The sequence below is a fragment of the Thioclava sp. PTB-PU3-1 genome (assembly GCF_055666785.1).
Map to the genome: position 1 here is coordinate 13,929 of NZ_JBVNVL010000004.1, position 15,723 is coordinate 29,651.

Here is a 15,723-nt window from a genome sequence, read left to right on the forward strand (position 1 = left end):
TCCTAATTTTTCAGTGACTTGCGATCAGAAGTTGATCCCGACGCGCAGGCCCGCGCCCCAACCGTCATTGCCGGTGAAGTCGCCGTTGATGCCATTGGTGGTCGCGTCGCCGATATCGACGTAGCGAACGCCGCCGGTCACCTTGATGTTCTGGGTCGCCTGGTAGCTTGCAGCCAGCGAGACCGACTTGAAGCCATCGGTCGGGCCGAGGTTCCCGGTCGGTTTGCCGGTGTGCTTCTCGTAGCCGAACATGATCGCACCCGACCACTGGTCGTTGAAGCGACGGCCAACGCCGAGGTTATAGGTGATCGTGTTGTCCGTGTATTCGACGAGCGCACCTTGACCATAGACGCCGCCATTCAGAGGGCTCTGCGTGTATGCGTTGGGCGAGATATCGAACTGGGTCCAGTGCACCCAGCGAACCGAGCCCATCAGCAGAGTATCCTTCATGATCCCAGTCTGGAATTCGAGGTTGACCGATTCCGGTACGGTGGTTTCGAAGTTCGAATTGAAGGTACCGGCGACGGTTTCTTCGGTTGCGCTGAAATCATGCGTGATCTTGGAGTTGTAGGTCAGAGCCACGCGGGCCGCGATTTCCGGCTTTTCCCAAGCCACCCCGACGACATAACCGAAATCGGTCTCGTCCGAAGTCTTCATCTTGTAGTTCAGGAACGGAAGCGAAACCTTGCCCGACGCGCTCTCGCTACGAACACCGCCGTAGAACGATACGTTGTTCGGCATCTTGTAGCGCAGCAGTGCCGTAATAGCCGCGGACTTGATCGATGCCTGAGAACCACCGAGCGGATAGCCTGCCGGCGGAGCGGGCTGAGCGGGATAGTTCACTTTTGCACCGATCGGCTGATCGAAGATAACCGCGAGGTCCCATTGATCGCTCAGATGCTGCTTGTAACCAAGGCTCACCGTGCCATAGCCGGGCGCCATGTCGCCCGAAGAGGGGTTGCCAAAGGGTCCGTAGCTCACCGAACCCGACACGTCCGGATTGAACGCGCCGAAGCTCACTTCGCCGTAATTGCCCTGTTCGAACAGGATGCCGACCGATTGCGTCGAGCGCTCCACCCCGCCCGCATGGGCCGCGCCTGCGCCAATCGCAAGTGCGGCCATCGAAGTCATCACACGTTTCATAATGTTCCTCTTCCCTAACGTGTCCCGAAGGAGATCCTAACGTCTCGAAGGAATTCCTTTCGGTGACGCTATCAGCCGGAAGGTGTAAATCAATCTGCGCTTCACGATGACGTCACGTTCTGTTGCCGGCATGCACGGAAAAATGTGTCTTTGCGGCCACTCGAAGGTGACGTTTGCGTCAAGTTCTGAACTGAAGCGTTTAGAAGCCGTTGGAAAACTTGAGAATCGCAAGAAGGCCGAGCCAGAGAGCCGCGCCGAAAAGCGCGACCAGAAGCGCACTCCAAAGCGTGGCGCGCGGAGCTGGCAGGTGTGGCGGCCCGTCGGTCTTGCGCGCCTGCAACGATGTCCCGGCAGGCGGGGGCTGTCTGCGCTTTGCGCGCGATGGATTTTCAGGAGCGCGGGCCATTTCGCCTCAGGGTTGTCATGTTTCACGCCGTCATTAACCCCAGCTTAGGTAAAGCAAGCCTTAATGGCGGCGATGAAACCTGTCCGTCTCACGCAACTGTCAGGCCCCGATGCGGGCTGGGATCGGGCGTTGCGCGCGCTCGCACCGGGGCAGGCGCCGGCCTTTCAGCAGGCGGCGCTCTATGGGACGCTCGTCGCCGCGAGGGGGCGGCGCGTTCTGCGGCTCGAGATCATGCATGAGGGCAGGCGGATCGCATTGGCCCAGATGATCGGGCGCGGCGGGCTGTGGCTCTTGTCGCGCGGACCGGTCTTCGGTCCCGGTCTGGATCACTCTCTCCGGGTCGCCGTGCTCCGCCGGATCGCGCGCCGATGGGGGATCATTCTCGCAACGCCGGACGCGCCGCTGGCGGGGGGCGGGCTGGTCCCGCTGATCACGCCCCGCCACCATGCGCTTTGGTCCTTGCAGCCCAATCCGGAGGCGCTACGCGCCGGGCTGGCCGGTAAATGGCGCAATCGCTTGGTGGCGGCGGAGCGCGCGGGGCTGCGGGTGAAGTTAGCGCCCAAGATCGACTGGCTTCTCGCCGCCGATGCGGCCCAGCAACGGGCGCGTGGCTACCGTGCCCTGCCGCCCGGCTTCACGCGCGCTTGGGCGGATCACAACCCGGCGGATCTTCTCGCGCTGCACATCGAGGATACCAAGGGACAGCGCCTCGCGGGCGGTATCTTTCTGCTCCATGGCGACGGGGCGAGCTATCATATCGGCTGGACCGGGCCGGAGGGGCGCGCGTCGGGCGCGCACAACCTGATGCTCTGGCACGCGGCGCTGCGGCTGAAGGCGCGTGGGATCCGGCAGCTCGATCTCGGCGCGGTGGATAGCGAGGACGGGGCAGGGCGGATGCGCTTCAAACTGGGTACCGGCGCGCAGCCGCATAGCCTCGGGCCGACCCTGTGGGTGCTGCCGGGGTAACCCTTCCCCTTGAGGAAAATATCCCCGCCGGAGGCTCCCTCAACCTGCTGCGGGCGCACCGCCGGACTGTCGTGCATGAAAGATGAAGCCGAGGAAATTCAGCAGCACTTGCGCGGCAAGGATCGGGGTGGAGCCGGTGGGGTCGTAATCGGGGGCGACCTCGACCAGATCGATGCCCACGACCTCGTGCCGCTTCGCCACGCCCTGCAGGACCTCCAGCACCTCGTAATAGAGAAACCCGCCATGGCTCGGCGTGCCGGTGCCGGGCGCGATCGAGGGGTCGAACCCGTCGATATCGATCGTGACATAGATCCGCGCGCCGTCGGGGATGCGGGCCAGCACGCCCTCGGCCCCCAGCTTGCGCACCTGCCGCACACTCAGGAAATCGTCGCCCATCGCGCGGGCGGCGTCATAGCCCTCCTTCGAGGTCGAGGAGACGTTGCGAATGCCGAGTGCGGTGATCCCCGAGACGTACCCCTTCTCGGCGGCGCGGCGCATCGGGTTGCCGTGGCCCTCGGTCACGCCGTGACGCTCGTCCACGAAATCGAGATGAGCGTCGATCTGCAGGATATGGATCGGGCCCTTCTCGGCGCAATCGCCCTCGAAGGCGCGGATGCAGGGGATATTGATCGAGTGGTCGCCGCCGATCACCACCGGCAGCGCGCCCGCCTTCAGCATCGCCCGCACGCCGGTCTCGATATTGGCATGGCTCTTCACCGTGTCGGTATGGACGATATCCGCATCGCCGATATCGACGATCGTGACCTCCGGCCCGAGATAGGTCGCGTCATCCTCGTGATCGTAAGCCCCGGCATGGCCGAAGGAGAATAGGGTCGAGGCCTCGCGCACCGCCCGCGGCCCGAACCGCGCGCCGGGGCGGAATTGCGTGCCGAAATCGAACGGCGCGCCCATCACCGCCACATCCGCCTCGATCGCGTCCCAGTCGGAGACATATTGCCGCTTGCCGAAAGTGGAAATCCCCACGAAGGGCAGGTTCAGCCGCCCCGATTCATACCCATGTCCCGCCATCTTGCCTCCAGACACCCTGTCGCACCTCGGACAGCTTTCCGCCGCGCGCGAAATATTGCAAGCTTCTGCGCGACCGAAATGATTTGCCGATTGCCCGAGGTAAGCACATGTCCTTCGCCCCGCCCAAGATGACGCCCAAGGGCCTGTTTCGCCGCACGCCTCCCGCGATGTTCCCGCCCGTGCTGGGGCTGATGGGCCTCGGGATCGCGTGGCGGCGCGGCGTCGGGCAATTCGCGCTGCCGCCCGATCTGGCGGAGCTGTTTCTGGGCGCGGTGACGCTGCTCGCGCTGTTCACGCTGCTGGCCTATGGCGCGAAGGTGGTGCGGCGTCCGGGCGTAGTGTTCGAGGATCTGCGCGTACTTCCGGGGCGTGCGGGGCTCGCCGCGGGAACGCTGACGATCTACCTGATCGCGGCCTCGCTCGCGCCCTATGGCGGGCTCGCCACCGTCATCTTCTGGCTGGGCGTCATCTTGCATCTGGGGCTGATCGCGGCGGTGATCTACACGCTCGCCACCGGCCCGGCCGAGCAGCGCCGCGTCAATCCAACATGGCAGCTGACCTTCTCGGGCTGGATCGTCGGCGCGGTGGCGGGCGTGATCCTCGGGCTCGATACGGTGGCGCTGGTGATGTTCTGGGTCGCGATGCTGTCGGCGGTCGTGATCTGGATGATCTCGCTGCAGCAATTCTCCCGCGAGCGCGTGCCGGCACCGCTGCGCCCGCTGCTGGCCATTCACCTCGCGCCTGCGGCGCTGATCGGCACCGTGGCGAGCGCGTTCGGCGCGATGGGGATCGCGCAGGCGATGGCGATCCTCGTGGCGGCCTTTCTTCTGGCGCTGGTCGTGTCGATACGCTGGCTGCTCGCAGGAGGCTTCTCGCCGCTCTGGGGGGCGTTCACATTTCCGGCGGCTGCGACGGCGGGGTGCTGGCTCGCGCTTGGCGGGGTCTGGGCGCTACCCGGCGCACTGATGCTGACGGCGGCGACGCTGATCGTGATGCCGATTGCGCTGAAAGTGTTGCAGCTTTGGGCGAAGGGGCAGCTTGCGATGAAGACCAACGCCGCGATTGCCTGAGCGCGGAGGGCGGCGCCCGAGCCTCGAGTGGGCGCTTTGCTCCGCACGTGCTGGGCGGTTTATCCCGCAAGCCCGTAAGTCGGTCGTTCCCGCGATGATAGCGCCAATGCGCCCTCCCGTGGGGAGGGTCGGGCGCGGCCCGGGGCTGGTCGCCCCGCGCCACCGTAGGAGGCTGACACGATGGCGCCATACCCCTCGTTCGCGCACACCCCCTGCGCACCGCGTCCGCGAGGGGTTGCCTTCGCGTCCATTGCGTGAAACAGCAAACTGCCAAACGCATCTGGACACTGGAGACCCCCCATGCAGATTCGCGAGGCGCTCACCTTCGACGACGTTCTTCTTCTTCCCGCAGCCTCTTCGGTGCTTCCTGCGACCGCAGATGTCTCGACCCAGGTGACGAAGAAAATCCGGCTCAACATCCCGCTTCTGTCCTCCGCAATGGACACCGTCACCGAGGCGCGCATGGCGATCGCGATGGCGCAGGCGGGCGGCGTGGGCGTGATCCACAAGAATCTCACCGTCGAGCAGCAGGCCGATGAGGTCCGCCGCGTGAAGCGTTTCGAGAGCGGCATCGTCTACAACCCGATCACGCTGCGCGCCGATCAGACGCTCGCCGATGCGAAGGCGCTGACCGAACGCTACGGCTTCTCCGGCTTCCCGGTCGTCGATGAAAACCGCCGCGTCGTTGGCATCGTGACGAACCGCGATATGCGGTTTGCCCAGAAGGACGAAACCCCGGTCTCGGTGATGATGACCACCGACCGTCTCGCGATCCTGCAAGAGCCTGCCGACCGCGCCCAAGCCATCGCGATGATGCGCGAGCGCCGGATCGAGAAGCTGCTGGTGACCGATGACGAAGGCAAGCTGACGGGCCTCCTGACGCTGCGCGACACCGAGCAGGCCGTCCTCAACCCCACCGCCTGCAAGGACGATCTGGGCCGCCTGCGCGTGGCCGCTGCGACTTCCGTGGGCGATGCGGGATTTGAGCGCTCCGAGGCGCTGATCGACGCGGGCTGTGATATCGTGGTGGTCGACACGGCACACGGCCACAGCCAGGGCGTGATCGACGCGGTGAAACGCATCAAGCAACTGTCGAGCGACGTGCAGGTGATCGCGGGCAACGTGGCCACCGCCGACGCCACGAAGGCGCTGATCGACGTGGGCGCGGATGCGGTGAAATGCGGCATCGGCCCGGGCTCGATCTGCACGACGCGTATGGTCGCGGGCGTGGGCGTGCCGCAGCTGACCGCGATCATGGATTGCGTAAGTGCGGCGGGCGACGTGCCGATCATCGCCGATGGCGGCATCAAGTTCTCAGGCGATTTCGCGAAAGCCATCGCGGCAGGCGCAAGCTGCGCCATGGTCGGCTCGATGATCGCGGGCACCGATGAAAGCCCCGGCGAGGTGATCCTCTATCAGGGCCGCTCGTTCAAATCCTATCGCGGCATGGGCTCGCTCGGCGCAATGGCGCGCGGCTCGGCGGATCGCTACTTCCAGAAGGATGCGGCGAACGACAAGCTCGTGCCGGAAGGCATCGAGGGGCAGGTGCCCTACAAAGGTCCCGCAGGCGCGGTGATCCACCAGCTCGTGGGCGGTCTGCGCGCGGCGATGGGCTATACCGGCTCCGCTACGGTCGCCGAGATGCGCACGAACTGCAATTTCGTCCGCATCACCGGCGCGGGCCTCAAGGAAAGCCACGTCCACGACGTCGCTATCACCCGCGAGAGCCCGAACTACCGGATCGGCTAAGGCGCGCTGCGCCGCATTGCGATAGACACGAAAGGCCCGGCCAGCGATGGTCCGGGCCTTTTTTACGGCATATTACGCTGCGTAAACTTTTCATAGTTTCGCCGTAATCGCCCGTTAACCAGAGGGGATCACCCTCAAACCGTTCCTTGGTTTCGAGATGGAGGCCCGACATGATGCACCGAATTGCCGTGCGCAACTCTCAGGCGCAAATCCCTACGATCGCGAAACTTTTCGCGGCGCTGGCGCTTGGGGCGACCGGGTTCTTCGCCGCGCAGCAGATCATGCCCGCGATTCCCGCCGGGACCGACGGGGCGAAGGAATTATGGCTGATCATGGGCTCGTTCGGGCTGCTGTTCGGCTGGCGCGTGGTCGGGGTTTCCGCCGGGCGCCGCTGGGTCGATGCGATCAATGACGGTCTTCGCGGCGGGCTTTACGTTCTGCTGTGGACCTTCGCCTTCCTCGGTGTGATGCAGATGCTGAAACTGGCGCTGCGCATGCGCTATGACGATGTGCTCTCCGCCGTGACCGACGTCATCGGGCAGGGCACCGCGATCGGGTTGGCCTCGCTTGGGTTAATGCCGGTCATCACGCTGGGCTTGGGCGCGATGGGCGCAGGGCTCCTGTCGGAACTCGCGCATCGCCGCTACGGGCGCTGAGCACGAAACCCACCACACCCTCCGCTTGACATCGCGCGCCTGCCTTGCAGGTTGTGGCGCATGATGTGCCAAGCTGCGGGGACGGTCATGCAACCACATTTCTTTTACGGCACGCTGTGTCATCCGCCTCTGCTGGAGGCGGTCATCGGACGTGTGCCGCAGCTCGTTCCGGCGCGGTTGGAGGGCTTCGCCCCGCATGAGGCCTGTCGCGAGGGGCAGGGCTTGGGCTTTCCGATCCTGATCGCGACACAGGGGGCCGTGACGCGCGGCGTCGTGGCGGATCTGACCGAGACCGAGGCGGAGCGTATCGCGTGGTACGAGGATGGCTACGATGCCGAGATCCGCGATCTCGAGACCGGATCGGGGCCGCGCGAGGCGAAGCTTTGGCTGCCGAAAGCGGGGCGCTGGGATGTGGGCGACGCGTGGGCCCTCGGAGACTGGGCGCCGAAATGGGCCGCGCTGAAGACCGAGGCCGCGCGGCTCTTCATCGCCGAGGCGCAGGCCGTGGGGCCCGACGCTGCAAATGCGCGCTATCACGCGATCCTCGTGCGCGCGGCGTCTACCTTGCGCGCCCGCGCAACCCCGATGGCGCAGCATTTGCGCCGGGATCTGCATGAAGGTGACATCAAGATCGACGCGCAACAGACTGCTTACGCGAAGTTTTTCGCCGTCGAGGATTACAAGCTCGAACATCGGCTGTTCGCGGGCGGGATGAGCGCCAAGCTCGACCGGGCGGCCTTCGTCTCGGGCGATGCGAGCGTCGTTCTACCCTACGATCCGGTGCGCGACCGGGTGATGCTGATCGAACAAATCCGCACCGGGCCACTGGCGCGCGGCGAGCCGAACCCGTGGATGATCGAGGCGATCGCGGGCCGGGTCGATCCCGGAGAGACACCGGAAGAGGCGGCGCTGCGTGAGGCGGGCGAGGAGGCCGGGATCACGATTGCGCGCCTGATCGAGGCCCCGCGCTATTACCCGTCGCCCGGCGCGAAAAGCGAATTCGTCTATTCCTATATCGGGATCACCGATCTGCCCGATGAGGCCGCACAGCTTGGCGGCAAGGCCGATGAGCACGAAGATATCCGCGCGCATCTGGTGCCGTTCGAGCGCTTGATGACGCTGGTTGCGACCGGCGAGGCGGGCAATGCGCCGCTGGTCGTGCTCGCGCTCTGGCTCGCCGGGCAGCGCGCTGCACTGCAGCGGATGGCTGGCGTCGCGTAATCGCGGGGTTGAGGTGGCGCGCGCCGCGTCCTAAGTCTGATTTCAACGGCCCCGTTGGGGGTTACTCGATACGGGAGGAATGCGCGATGCGTATCTGCAGCGATCTGGCGTCGGCGGTGGGAAATACCCCGCTCATCAAGCTCAGGAAGGCATCGGAAGAGACCGGCTGCACGATCCTCGGCAAGGCGGAATTCCTCAATCCCGGCCAATCGGTGAAGGACCGCGCGGCGCTGTTCATCATCCGTGACGCGATCCAGCGCGGCGAGCTTGCGCCCGGCGGGACGATCGTCGAAGGCACGGCGGGCAATACCGGCATCGGTCTCGCGCTCGTCGGCGCTTCGATGGGCTTCCGCGCGGTGATCGTGATCCCCGAGACGCAGAGCCAGGAAAAGAAGGACATGCTGCGGCTGGCGGGGGCCGAACTGGTGCAGGTTCCGGCCGCGCCCTATCGCAATCCGAACAACTACGTGCGCTATTCCGAGCGGCTCGCGAAGGAACTCGCCAAGACCGATCCGCATGGCGCGATCTGGGCGAACCAGTTCGACAATACCGCGAACCGGCAGGCCCATATCGAAACGACCGGCCCCGAAATCTGGGATCAGACCGGCGGCAAGGTCGATGGCTTCATCTGCGCGGTGGGCTCTGGCGGCACGCTCGCGGGCACCGGCATGGCGCTGCAGCCCAAGGGCGTGAAGATCGGCCTCGCCGACCCCGACGGCGCGGCGCTGCACAGCTATTACACGACCGGCGAGTTCAAATCCGAGGGCTCCTCGATTACCGAAGGCATCGGGCAGGGGCGGATCACCGCCAATCTCGAGGGCTTCACCCCGGATATGAGCTTCAACATCCCCGATAGCGAGGCGCTGCCGGTGGTCTTCGACCTGCTGCAGGAAGAAGGCCTCTGCTTGGGTGGCTCCTCGGGGATCAATATCGCGGGCGCGATGCATATGGCGCGCGAGATGGGGCCCGGCCACACGATCGTGACGGTGCTGTGCGATTACGGCAACCGCTACCAGTCGAAACTGTTCAACCCCGACTTCCTCAAGGGCAAGGGGCTGCCTGTGCCGGAATGGCTCGACCGGGCTCCGCGTGAGATGCCGGAGGTTTTTGAGGGATGATCCTGCGTCTGGCGCGTCTGCTCTTGCTGGCCGTCGCGCTGGCGCTCCCCGGGATTGGTTTCACGCAAAGCCCCGACACGCCCGATTACAAGGCGTGGGAACAGACCGCGACCGAAGCCGAACAGATGGTGCAGGCCGACAAGGCTCAGCGTCCAGCCTTCGACAAGATCCGGCAGGAGGTCGTCGACTGGCGAGAGAAATTCAAGGCGGCGGAGGATATCAACGCCAGCCAGATTTCGACCGTGAAAGCGCAGATCGACGCGCTCGGGCCTCCGCCAAAGGAGGGTCAGAGCGAGGATCAGGCGATTGCCGACCGGCGTAAGAAGCTCAATGACGAGTTGGCGCAGCTGCAGTCCCCGGGGTTGCGCGCGACCGAGGCCGCCAGCCGCGCGGATTCCATCGTCGCCAATATCGACCAGCTTTTGCGCGCACGGCAGACCGACAAACTCCTGCGGCTGACACCGTCGCCGCTGAACCCGATAAACTGGCCCGAAGGGTTGAAAGTCCTCACCGGGCTGACCTCCGAGCTTGCCTCCGAGATGGGTCAGCAACTCGATCAGCCGGACCCCTACGCCAATGCGCGCAACAACGCCCCCGCGATCGTGGGCCTTTTGTTGGTGGCGCTTATGCTGGTGCTGCGCGGGCGGACATGGATCGACAAACTGGCCGATGTGCTGGAGGCGCGTCTGGCGCGCAATGCGCAACGGGTGATCGATTTCATCGTCTCGCTGGGTCAGCTCCTGCTGCCGATCGCCGGGATCGCGCTGCTTGAAGCGGCGCTGGTGCAGACGGAGCTGTTCGGCGCGCGCTGGTTGGAATTGTTGCTCGCGATCGGCGTGGTTCTGAGCGCAGCCTTCGTCGCCTTCTGGCTCTCGGGCCGTATCTTCCCGCGCAATGACCGGCAGGCTGCGCCCTTCACGCTGCAAAGCGAACGGCGCCGCGAAGGCCGGGTGCTGACGATCTCGCTGGCCGTGTTCGCCGCGATCCAGGGCCCGTTCGGTGACTGGCTTGTGGCCCGCGGGCAGGACGTATTCGAGGGCAGCGCGAAAACCGCCAAGGAGATCGACGCGGCGGGGCACACGCTCGATGCCGGTTTCGGCGTTCTGGTCTTCCCGTTGCAGGTTCTTGCAGCGATTGCGCTGTTCCGCTTCGGCCAGCTACTGCGCCGTCACCTGCGCAACGAGACCAACGGGAGCGAGGAAGGCGCGTTTCGCGACCGTCTTGTCGGCGCGCTCGGCAATGCGCTGATTGGCGTCGCGGTGGTCGCGCCGGTTCTGGGCGGGATCGGCTATATCAACGCCGCCAATGCGCTGATCTTCCCGACCATCCTGACGCTGGGGCTGATCGCGCTGGTTCTCGTGCTCAACCAGTTCTTCACCGATGTCTACGTGCTGGTCACCCGGCGCGAGGATGACGGCCGCGACTCCCTGATCCCGGCACTGATCGGCTTCCTGCTGGGCCTGCTAGCCATGCCGCCCGCGGCGCTGATCTGGGGTGCGCGCCCGGCCGATCTGGCCGAGATGTGGACGCGGTTCCAGAACGGCATCTCGGTCAGCGGCGTCACGATCTCGCCCGGCATTTTCCTGACCTTCGCGATCGTCTTCGTGATCGGCCTGATGGTCACGCGGCTCCTGCAAGGGGCGCTGAAGACCTCGCTGCTGCCCAAGACCAAGATCGACAAGGGCGGCCAGAACGCCATCGTCTCGGGCCTTGGCTATCTCGGGATCTTCCTCGCCGCGATCATCGCGATCTCTTCTGCGGGGATCGACCTCAGTTCGCTCGCCATCGTCGCCGGTGCGCTCTCGGTCGGTGTCGGTTTCGGTCTGCAGACCATCGTTCAGAACTTCGTCTCGGGCATCATCCTGCTGATCGAGCGCCCGATCTCCGAGGGCGACTGGATCGAGGTGAACGGCCAGATGGGGATCGTGAAGGCGATCTCCGTGCGCTCCACCCGGATCGAGACCTTCGACCGCACCGAAGTCATCGTGCCCAATGCGGACCTGATCTCCGGGCAGGTGACGAACTGGACGCGCGGCAATGTCACGGGCCGCCTGATTGTCCCGGTGGGCGTGGCCTATGGCACTGACACGCGCAAGGTCGAGAAGATCCTGCACGAAGTCGCCGAGAACCAGTCGCTGGTGATGATGAACCCCGAGCCGGTGGTGATGTTCAAAGGCTTCGGCGCGGACAGCCTCGATTTCGAGGTCCGCGTGATCCTCTCGGACGTGAACTTCATCCTGCGCGTCCAGAGCGAGATGAACCACGAGATCAATCAACGCTTCGCCGAGGCCGGGATCGAGATTCCCTTCGCACAGCGCGACGTGTGGCTGCGCAACCCCGAGGTTCTGCGTCCCAAGGACGAGCAGACCGAAGAGGACGCGGACGCGGAGGAGACCTCCGCGGACGAGGGCGAAGACGACAGCGACACCAAGCACCCCGTCACCCGCGCCGATTACGGCAAGCCTCAGCCCGGGGAAGGGCCCGAGGGGATGGAGGAGCAGCGCCACGACACTTCAGACGGAGAGGCCGATGCCGGAGACCGCTAAACAGCCGCAGCAGCAGAGCTACCGCATTCACCCCTATGCCCGAGATCTCGAGGTCCGGGTGACCGGGCTGACCGATGAGGGCGGCATCTATTGCGCGGATTCGATCTTCTACCCGACCGGCGGCGGCCAGCCCGGCGACAGTGGCAAGCTGGTCTGGGACGGCGGCGAGATCGAGATCGCGACGGCGGTGAAGGCCGAGCCCGGTGCGCCCGGCGCGGTGATCCTGGTGCCTGCGGAGCCGCAGCCGCTGCCGCCCGTCGGCGCGCAGGTCCAGCAACATCTCGACTGGGAGCGGCGTCACCGTCACATGCGCGTGCATACCGCGCTGCACCTGCTGTCGGTCGCGATCCCGCTGCCGGTGACGGGTGGGCAGATCGGCTCTGAAAAGGGACGGCTTGATTTCGATATGCCGGAGCGGCCCGAGGATCTGGAGGCAATCGAGCGTCAGTTGAACGACTGGATCGCGCAGGACCTCAAGGTGGTCGAGCATTGGATTACCGATGCCGAACTCGAGGCGCAGCCCGATCTGGTCAAGACGCTCTCGGTCGCGCCGCCCAAAGGTCAGGGCTGGGTGCGGCTGGTCGCGATCGGCGACGAGGCGGACCGGATCGACCTGCAGCCCTGCGGCGGCACGCATGTCGCCTCGACCGGCGAGATCGGTGGCCTCAGGATCGGCAAGATCGAGAAGAAGGGCAAGATGAACCGCCGCGTTCATCTTCACCTGGCCTGAGAGCTGCGGGCCGGGCAGGGGCGCTGCCCCTCTGCCTGCGGCATTCACCCTGGGATATTTGAGCAAAAGCGAAGGGGCGTGCCCCGCAATGCAAAAGGGCGGCCACCGGGGCCGCCCTTCGTCATTCAGGAGAGCTTGGATCAGGCTTTCGGGCCGATCATCTGCTCGGGGCGCACGACCTTGTCGAAGGTTTCCTCGTCGACGAAGCCAAGCTTGATCGCTTCTTCCTTCAGCGTGGTCCCGTTCTTATGCGCGGTCTTCGCGACCTTGGTCGCGTTGTCGTAGCCGATGGTCGGCGCGAGCGCGGTGACCAGCATCAGCGACTCGTGCAGCAGCTTCTCGATGCGCGGCTCGTTGGCCTCGATGCCCGCCACCATGTTGTCGGTGAAGGCCGAGGCGCTGTCGCCCAGAAGCTGCATGGATTGCAGCACGTTGTAGCTCATCATCGGGTTGTAGACGTTGAGCTCGAAATGACCCTGCGAGCCGGCGATGCCGACGGCGGCGTCGTTGCCCATGACATGCGCGCAGACCATGGTCAGCGCTTCGGCCTGCGTCGGGTTCACCTTGCCCGGCATGATCGAGGAGCCCGGCTCGTTTTCCGGCAGGATCAGTTCGCCCAGACCGCAGCGCGGGCCCGAGCCCAGCAGGCGGATGTCATTGGCGATCTTGAAGAGCGAGGCGGCCACGGTCTTCAGCGCGCCCGAGAACATCACCATCGCGTCATGCGCGGCGAGCGCTTCGAACTTGTTAGGCGCAGTGACGAAGGGCAGGTCGGTGATCTCGGCCATGTTCGCCGCGACCGTCTCGGCCCAGCCAACTTGCGTGTTCAGGCCGGTACCGACGGCGGTGCCGCCTTGGGCCAGTTCGTAGATGTCGCCGAGCGAGGCTTCGACGCGCTCGATCCCCTTCTTCACCTGATGGGCGTAGCCGGAGAATTCCTGACCAAGCGTCAGCGGCGTCGCGTCCTGCGTGTGGGTGCGGCCGATCTTGATGATGTCCTTGAAATCCTCGGACTTGGCTTCCAGCGCCGCGTGCAGCTTGCGCAGTCCCGGCAGCAGCACGTCGCGCGCCTGCATCGCGATCCCGACATGCATCGCGGTCGGGAAGGTGTCGTTCGAGGACTGCCCCATGTTGCAGTGATCGTTCGGGTGGACCGGGTCTTTCGAGCCCATCTCGCCGCCGAGAATTTCGATCGCGCGGTTCGAGATCACCTCGTTCGCGTTCATGTTCGACTGCGTGCCCGAGCCGGTCTGCCAGACGACCAGCGGGAAGTTGTCGTCGAACTTGCCTTCGATCACTTCGCCCGCAGCCTCGATGATCGCATCGGCGATCTTCGCGTCCATCTTGCCCTGCGCCTTGTTGGCCATCGCACAGGCTTTCTTGATCACGCCAAGCGCGCGGATGATCGGGACGGGCTGGCGCTCCCAGCCGATCGGGAAGTTCATGATCGAGCGCTGCGTCTGCGCGCCCCAATATTTGTCGGCGGGAACTTCAAGCGGGCCGAAGCTGTCGGTCTCGGTGCGGGTCGCGGTCATCTGGGCCTCCATGATTGCGCGCAATCTTTCGCTCGCACTGATAGGGCGCGCGGAGGGATTTTGCAACGGTATACGGAGGTATACTTGGTGTGGCTCTCAGATCTGTGCGGCGATTGCGTCGCGGTCGATCAGGGAATGCACCTCGCGGATGCGGCCATCGGTGACGCGATAGAAGACATGTTCGTCGAAGGTCACGCGGCGGCCGTTCACCGGCAGATCGAAGAGCATTCCCACGGGCGTGCAGTCGAAACGCAGCCGGGCGGCGATCACCGGCGGATCGGCCACGAGCGTTTCTGCGCGGAAGTGCAGGTCGGGGATCGCGCGATGGTCACCCTCGAGCATCTGCCGGTAGCCCGCGAGGCCGAGCGGGCGCGCGTTGTGCGTAACTTCTGGATGCACGAAATCGCCGAGCTGCGCCCAATCTTGGGCGTTCAAACAATCAAGATAGCCGCGATAAAGCGACAGGAGTGCTTCGCGGTCCAGAGGCTCCGAAGGCACCGGATTACTTGCGGAATTGATCGAGGCTGACGACCTCGGCCTCGCCACGCTCGGCAGGGGCGGCCTCTTCCTCCTCGGTCACCTCATCCTCTTCGATCTCGTCTTCTTCGTCATATTCCTGCGTCTCGAAACGCAGGCCGAATTCGACGGAGGGGTCGACAAAGGTGGTGATCGCGTCGAGCGGCACATAAAGCGGCTCGGGAGAATTTCCGAAATTCAGCGTGATCGAGAACCCGTCCTCGCCCACTTCGAAATTGTCATACCAGTTCTGGATGACGATGGTCATTTCCTCGGGATAGCGCTCGCGCAGCCAATCGGCCAGCTCGGCATCGGGGTGACGGGTGTCGAAGGTGATGAAGAAGTGGTGCTCGCCGGGCAGACCATTGGCTGCGATGTCGCTCAGCACTGTCTGGATCAGCCCGCGCATCGCGTGATGCATCAGGTTGCCGTAATCAATGGATTGCGTCATGGCCGGGTCCCTTTCTTCTCGGGCTCAGCATAGGGGATTCGTGGCGGGCCGCAAGGCGGGCAGAGCCGCGCGAAGGCTGACGTCGAGGGCATGTGCCGGGCGTGGCGGCATCCGATCTTGCGCAACCTTGGGGAGAACCTCACGGGGGCCGCGCCTATCCCAGCACTTCGCCCGACAGGCAGAGCGCGACGGTGTCGCGCGGCATCATCTCCAACGCCTCGAAAAGCGCGATCACATCGTAATTATTATACGCCTCCACGATCCTGTCGCCGCGAAACCGCATCGTCAGTTGCCCGGTGAATTCCACCGCGCGCGCCGATTGTGCCGATTTCCCCGCGATTTTCAGAAGCGTCCAAAGCCAGTCCTCCGTCTCGACATGGCGCAGCACGGTGATCTTGATGTCCTGCAGATGGGCGCGCAGGGCCGGAACCAGCTCGCGAAACTCCTGCGGTCGCAATTCGAGCCCCGGCATCAGCCCATTGGTCTGCGCCTCGGCGTCGAACAGCCCGTCGACCTCGTCCAGCCGACCTTCGCCCCATACGGCATGGAGCCACGTTTCGATCCTCGCAAGCCGGGACATCGCACCC

General features: G+C 64.9%; 14 protein-coding genes. 8 read left to right on the top strand and 6 right to left on the bottom strand.

The window, feature by feature from the left end:
* Positions 1 to 24 precede the first annotated feature (24 nt).
* Complete coding sequence (locus ACZ7GB_RS12015; protein ID WP_078523201.1) at positions 25 to 1,143, bottom strand: outer membrane protein transport protein; 1,119 nt, start codon at positions 1,141 to 1,143, stop codon at positions 25 to 27.
* Positions 1,144 to 1,612: 469 nt separating this feature from the next.
* Between ACZ7GB_RS12015 and ACZ7GB_RS12020 the strand changes: the two genes are divergently transcribed.
* Positions 1,613 to 2,515, top strand: coding sequence for a GNAT family N-acetyltransferase (locus tag ACZ7GB_RS12020; RefSeq protein ID WP_472158849.1), 903 nt, complete (start codon positions 1,613 to 1,615; stop codon positions 2,513 to 2,515).
* Positions 2,516 to 2,554: 39 nt separating this feature from the next.
* On the opposite strand, the gene speB is transcribed toward ACZ7GB_RS12020, so the two are convergent.
* Positions 2,555 to 3,544: an agmatinase gene (speB, locus tag ACZ7GB_RS12025; RefSeq protein ID WP_472158850.1), complete on the bottom strand. Its 990-nt coding sequence runs from the start codon at positions 3,542 to 3,544 to the stop codon at positions 2,555 to 2,557.
* Between the two features lie 107 nt (positions 3,545 to 3,651).
* Between speB and ACZ7GB_RS12030 the strand changes: the two genes are divergently transcribed.
* The 7 genes from ACZ7GB_RS12030 to ACZ7GB_RS12060 all read left to right on the top strand — a co-directional run bounded on the left by ACZ7GB_RS12030 (position 3,652) and on the right by ACZ7GB_RS12060 (position 12,634).
* On the top strand, positions 3,652 to 4,614 hold the full coding sequence (locus tag ACZ7GB_RS12030; RefSeq protein WP_472158852.1) for a TDT family transporter: 963 nt from the start codon (positions 3,652 to 3,654) through the stop codon (positions 4,612 to 4,614).
* A 300-nt stretch (positions 4,615 to 4,914) separates the two neighbouring features.
* Positions 4,915 to 6,363, top strand: coding sequence for an IMP dehydrogenase (gene guaB, locus ACZ7GB_RS12035; protein ID WP_078605199.1), 1,449 nt, complete (start codon positions 4,915 to 4,917; stop codon positions 6,361 to 6,363).
* Between the two features lie 170 nt (positions 6,364 to 6,533).
* On the top strand, positions 6,534 to 7,019 hold the full coding sequence (locus tag ACZ7GB_RS12040; protein WP_472158854.1) for a TrgA family protein: 486 nt from the start codon (positions 6,534 to 6,536) through the stop codon (positions 7,017 to 7,019).
* An 87-nt stretch (positions 7,020 to 7,106) separates the two neighbouring features.
* Entirely contained in the window at positions 7,107 to 8,240 is a 1,134-nt protein-coding gene (locus ACZ7GB_RS12045) for an NUDIX domain-containing protein (RefSeq protein ID WP_472158855.1), read from the top strand.
* A gap of 86 nt (positions 8,241 to 8,326) precedes the next feature.
* Positions 8,327 to 9,358, top strand: a complete 1,032-nt coding sequence (locus ACZ7GB_RS12050) for a cysteine synthase A (RefSeq protein WP_078601507.1) — start codon at positions 8,327 to 8,329, stop codon at positions 9,356 to 9,358.
* Positions 9,355 to 11,904, top strand: coding sequence for a DUF3772 domain-containing protein (locus tag ACZ7GB_RS12055; protein WP_472158857.1), 2,550 nt, complete (start codon positions 9,355 to 9,357; stop codon positions 11,902 to 11,904). Before ACZ7GB_RS12050 ends, ACZ7GB_RS12055 begins: the two co-directional genes overlap by 4 nt.
* Positions 11,888 to 12,634: an alanyl-tRNA editing protein gene (locus ACZ7GB_RS12060; protein ID WP_472158859.1), complete on the top strand. Its 747-nt coding sequence runs from the start codon at positions 11,888 to 11,890 to the stop codon at positions 12,632 to 12,634. The genes ACZ7GB_RS12055 and ACZ7GB_RS12060 overlap by 17 nt, the downstream gene beginning before the upstream one ends.
* A gap of 140 nt (positions 12,635 to 12,774) precedes the next feature.
* On the opposite strand, the gene fumC is transcribed toward ACZ7GB_RS12060, so the two are convergent.
* The 4 genes from fumC to ACZ7GB_RS12080 form a co-directional block, all read right to left on the bottom strand.
* The gene (gene fumC / locus ACZ7GB_RS12065; RefSeq protein ID WP_078550727.1) at positions 12,775 to 14,169 is read right to left on the bottom strand and encodes a class II fumarate hydratase; all 1,395 of its coding nucleotides are present in this window, start codon (positions 14,167 to 14,169) and stop codon (positions 12,775 to 12,777) included.
* Positions 14,170 to 14,265: 96 nt separating this feature from the next.
* Complete coding sequence (locus ACZ7GB_RS12070) at positions 14,266 to 14,667, bottom strand: ester cyclase (protein WP_281480113.1); 402 nt, start codon at positions 14,665 to 14,667, stop codon at positions 14,266 to 14,268.
* A gap of 4 nt (positions 14,668 to 14,671) precedes the next feature.
* Entirely contained in the window at positions 14,672 to 15,136 is a 465-nt protein-coding gene (locus tag ACZ7GB_RS12075) for an SspB family protein (RefSeq protein WP_078601505.1), read from the bottom strand.
* Between the two features lie 154 nt (positions 15,137 to 15,290).
* Complete coding sequence (locus tag ACZ7GB_RS12080; RefSeq protein WP_472158861.1) at positions 15,291 to 15,716, bottom strand: ester cyclase; 426 nt, start codon at positions 15,714 to 15,716, stop codon at positions 15,291 to 15,293.
* Between the last annotated feature and the right edge of the window lie 7 nt (positions 15,717 to 15,723).

Excerpts from the sequence above, each read along its gene's own strand:
- ACZ7GB_RS12080 (WP_472158861.1), bottom strand. The coding sequence starts at position 15,716 with ATGTCCCGGCTTGCGAGGATCGAAACGTGGCTCCATGCCGTATGGGGC.
- ACZ7GB_RS12015 (WP_078523201.1), bottom strand. The coding sequence starts at position 1,143 with ATGAAACGTGTGATGACTTCGATGGCCGCACTTGCGATTGGCGCAGGC.
- ACZ7GB_RS12040 (WP_472158854.1), top strand. The coding sequence starts at position 6,534 with ATGATGCACCGAATTGCCGTGCGCAACTCTCAGGCGCAAATCCCTACG.
- ACZ7GB_RS12050 (WP_078601507.1), top strand. The coding sequence starts at position 8,327 with ATGCGTATCTGCAGCGATCTGGCGTCGGCGGTGGGAAATACCCCGCTC.
- ACZ7GB_RS12075 (WP_078601505.1), bottom strand. The coding sequence starts at position 15,136 with ATGACGCAATCCATTGATTACGGCAACCTGATGCATCACGCGATGCGC.
- ACZ7GB_RS12055 (WP_472158857.1), top strand. The coding sequence starts at position 9,355 with ATGATCCTGCGTCTGGCGCGTCTGCTCTTGCTGGCCGTCGCGCTGGCG.
- ACZ7GB_RS12020 (WP_472158849.1), top strand. The coding sequence starts at position 1,613 with ATGGCGGCGATGAAACCTGTCCGTCTCACGCAACTGTCAGGCCCCGAT.
- ACZ7GB_RS12045 (WP_472158855.1), top strand. The coding sequence starts at position 7,107 with ATGCAACCACATTTCTTTTACGGCACGCTGTGTCATCCGCCTCTGCTG.
- ACZ7GB_RS12030 (WP_472158852.1), top strand. The coding sequence starts at position 3,652 with ATGTCCTTCGCCCCGCCCAAGATGACGCCCAAGGGCCTGTTTCGCCGC.
- guaB (WP_078605199.1), top strand. The coding sequence starts at position 4,915 with ATGCAGATTCGCGAGGCGCTCACCTTCGACGACGTTCTTCTTCTTCCC.
- speB (WP_472158850.1), bottom strand. The coding sequence starts at position 3,544 with ATGGCGGGACATGGGTATGAATCGGGGCGGCTGAACCTGCCCTTCGTG.
- fumC (WP_078550727.1), bottom strand. The coding sequence starts at position 14,169 with ATGACCGCGACCCGCACCGAGACCGACAGCTTCGGCCCGCTTGAAGTT.
- ACZ7GB_RS12060 (WP_472158859.1), top strand. The coding sequence starts at position 11,888 with ATGCCGGAGACCGCTAAACAGCCGCAGCAGCAGAGCTACCGCATTCAC.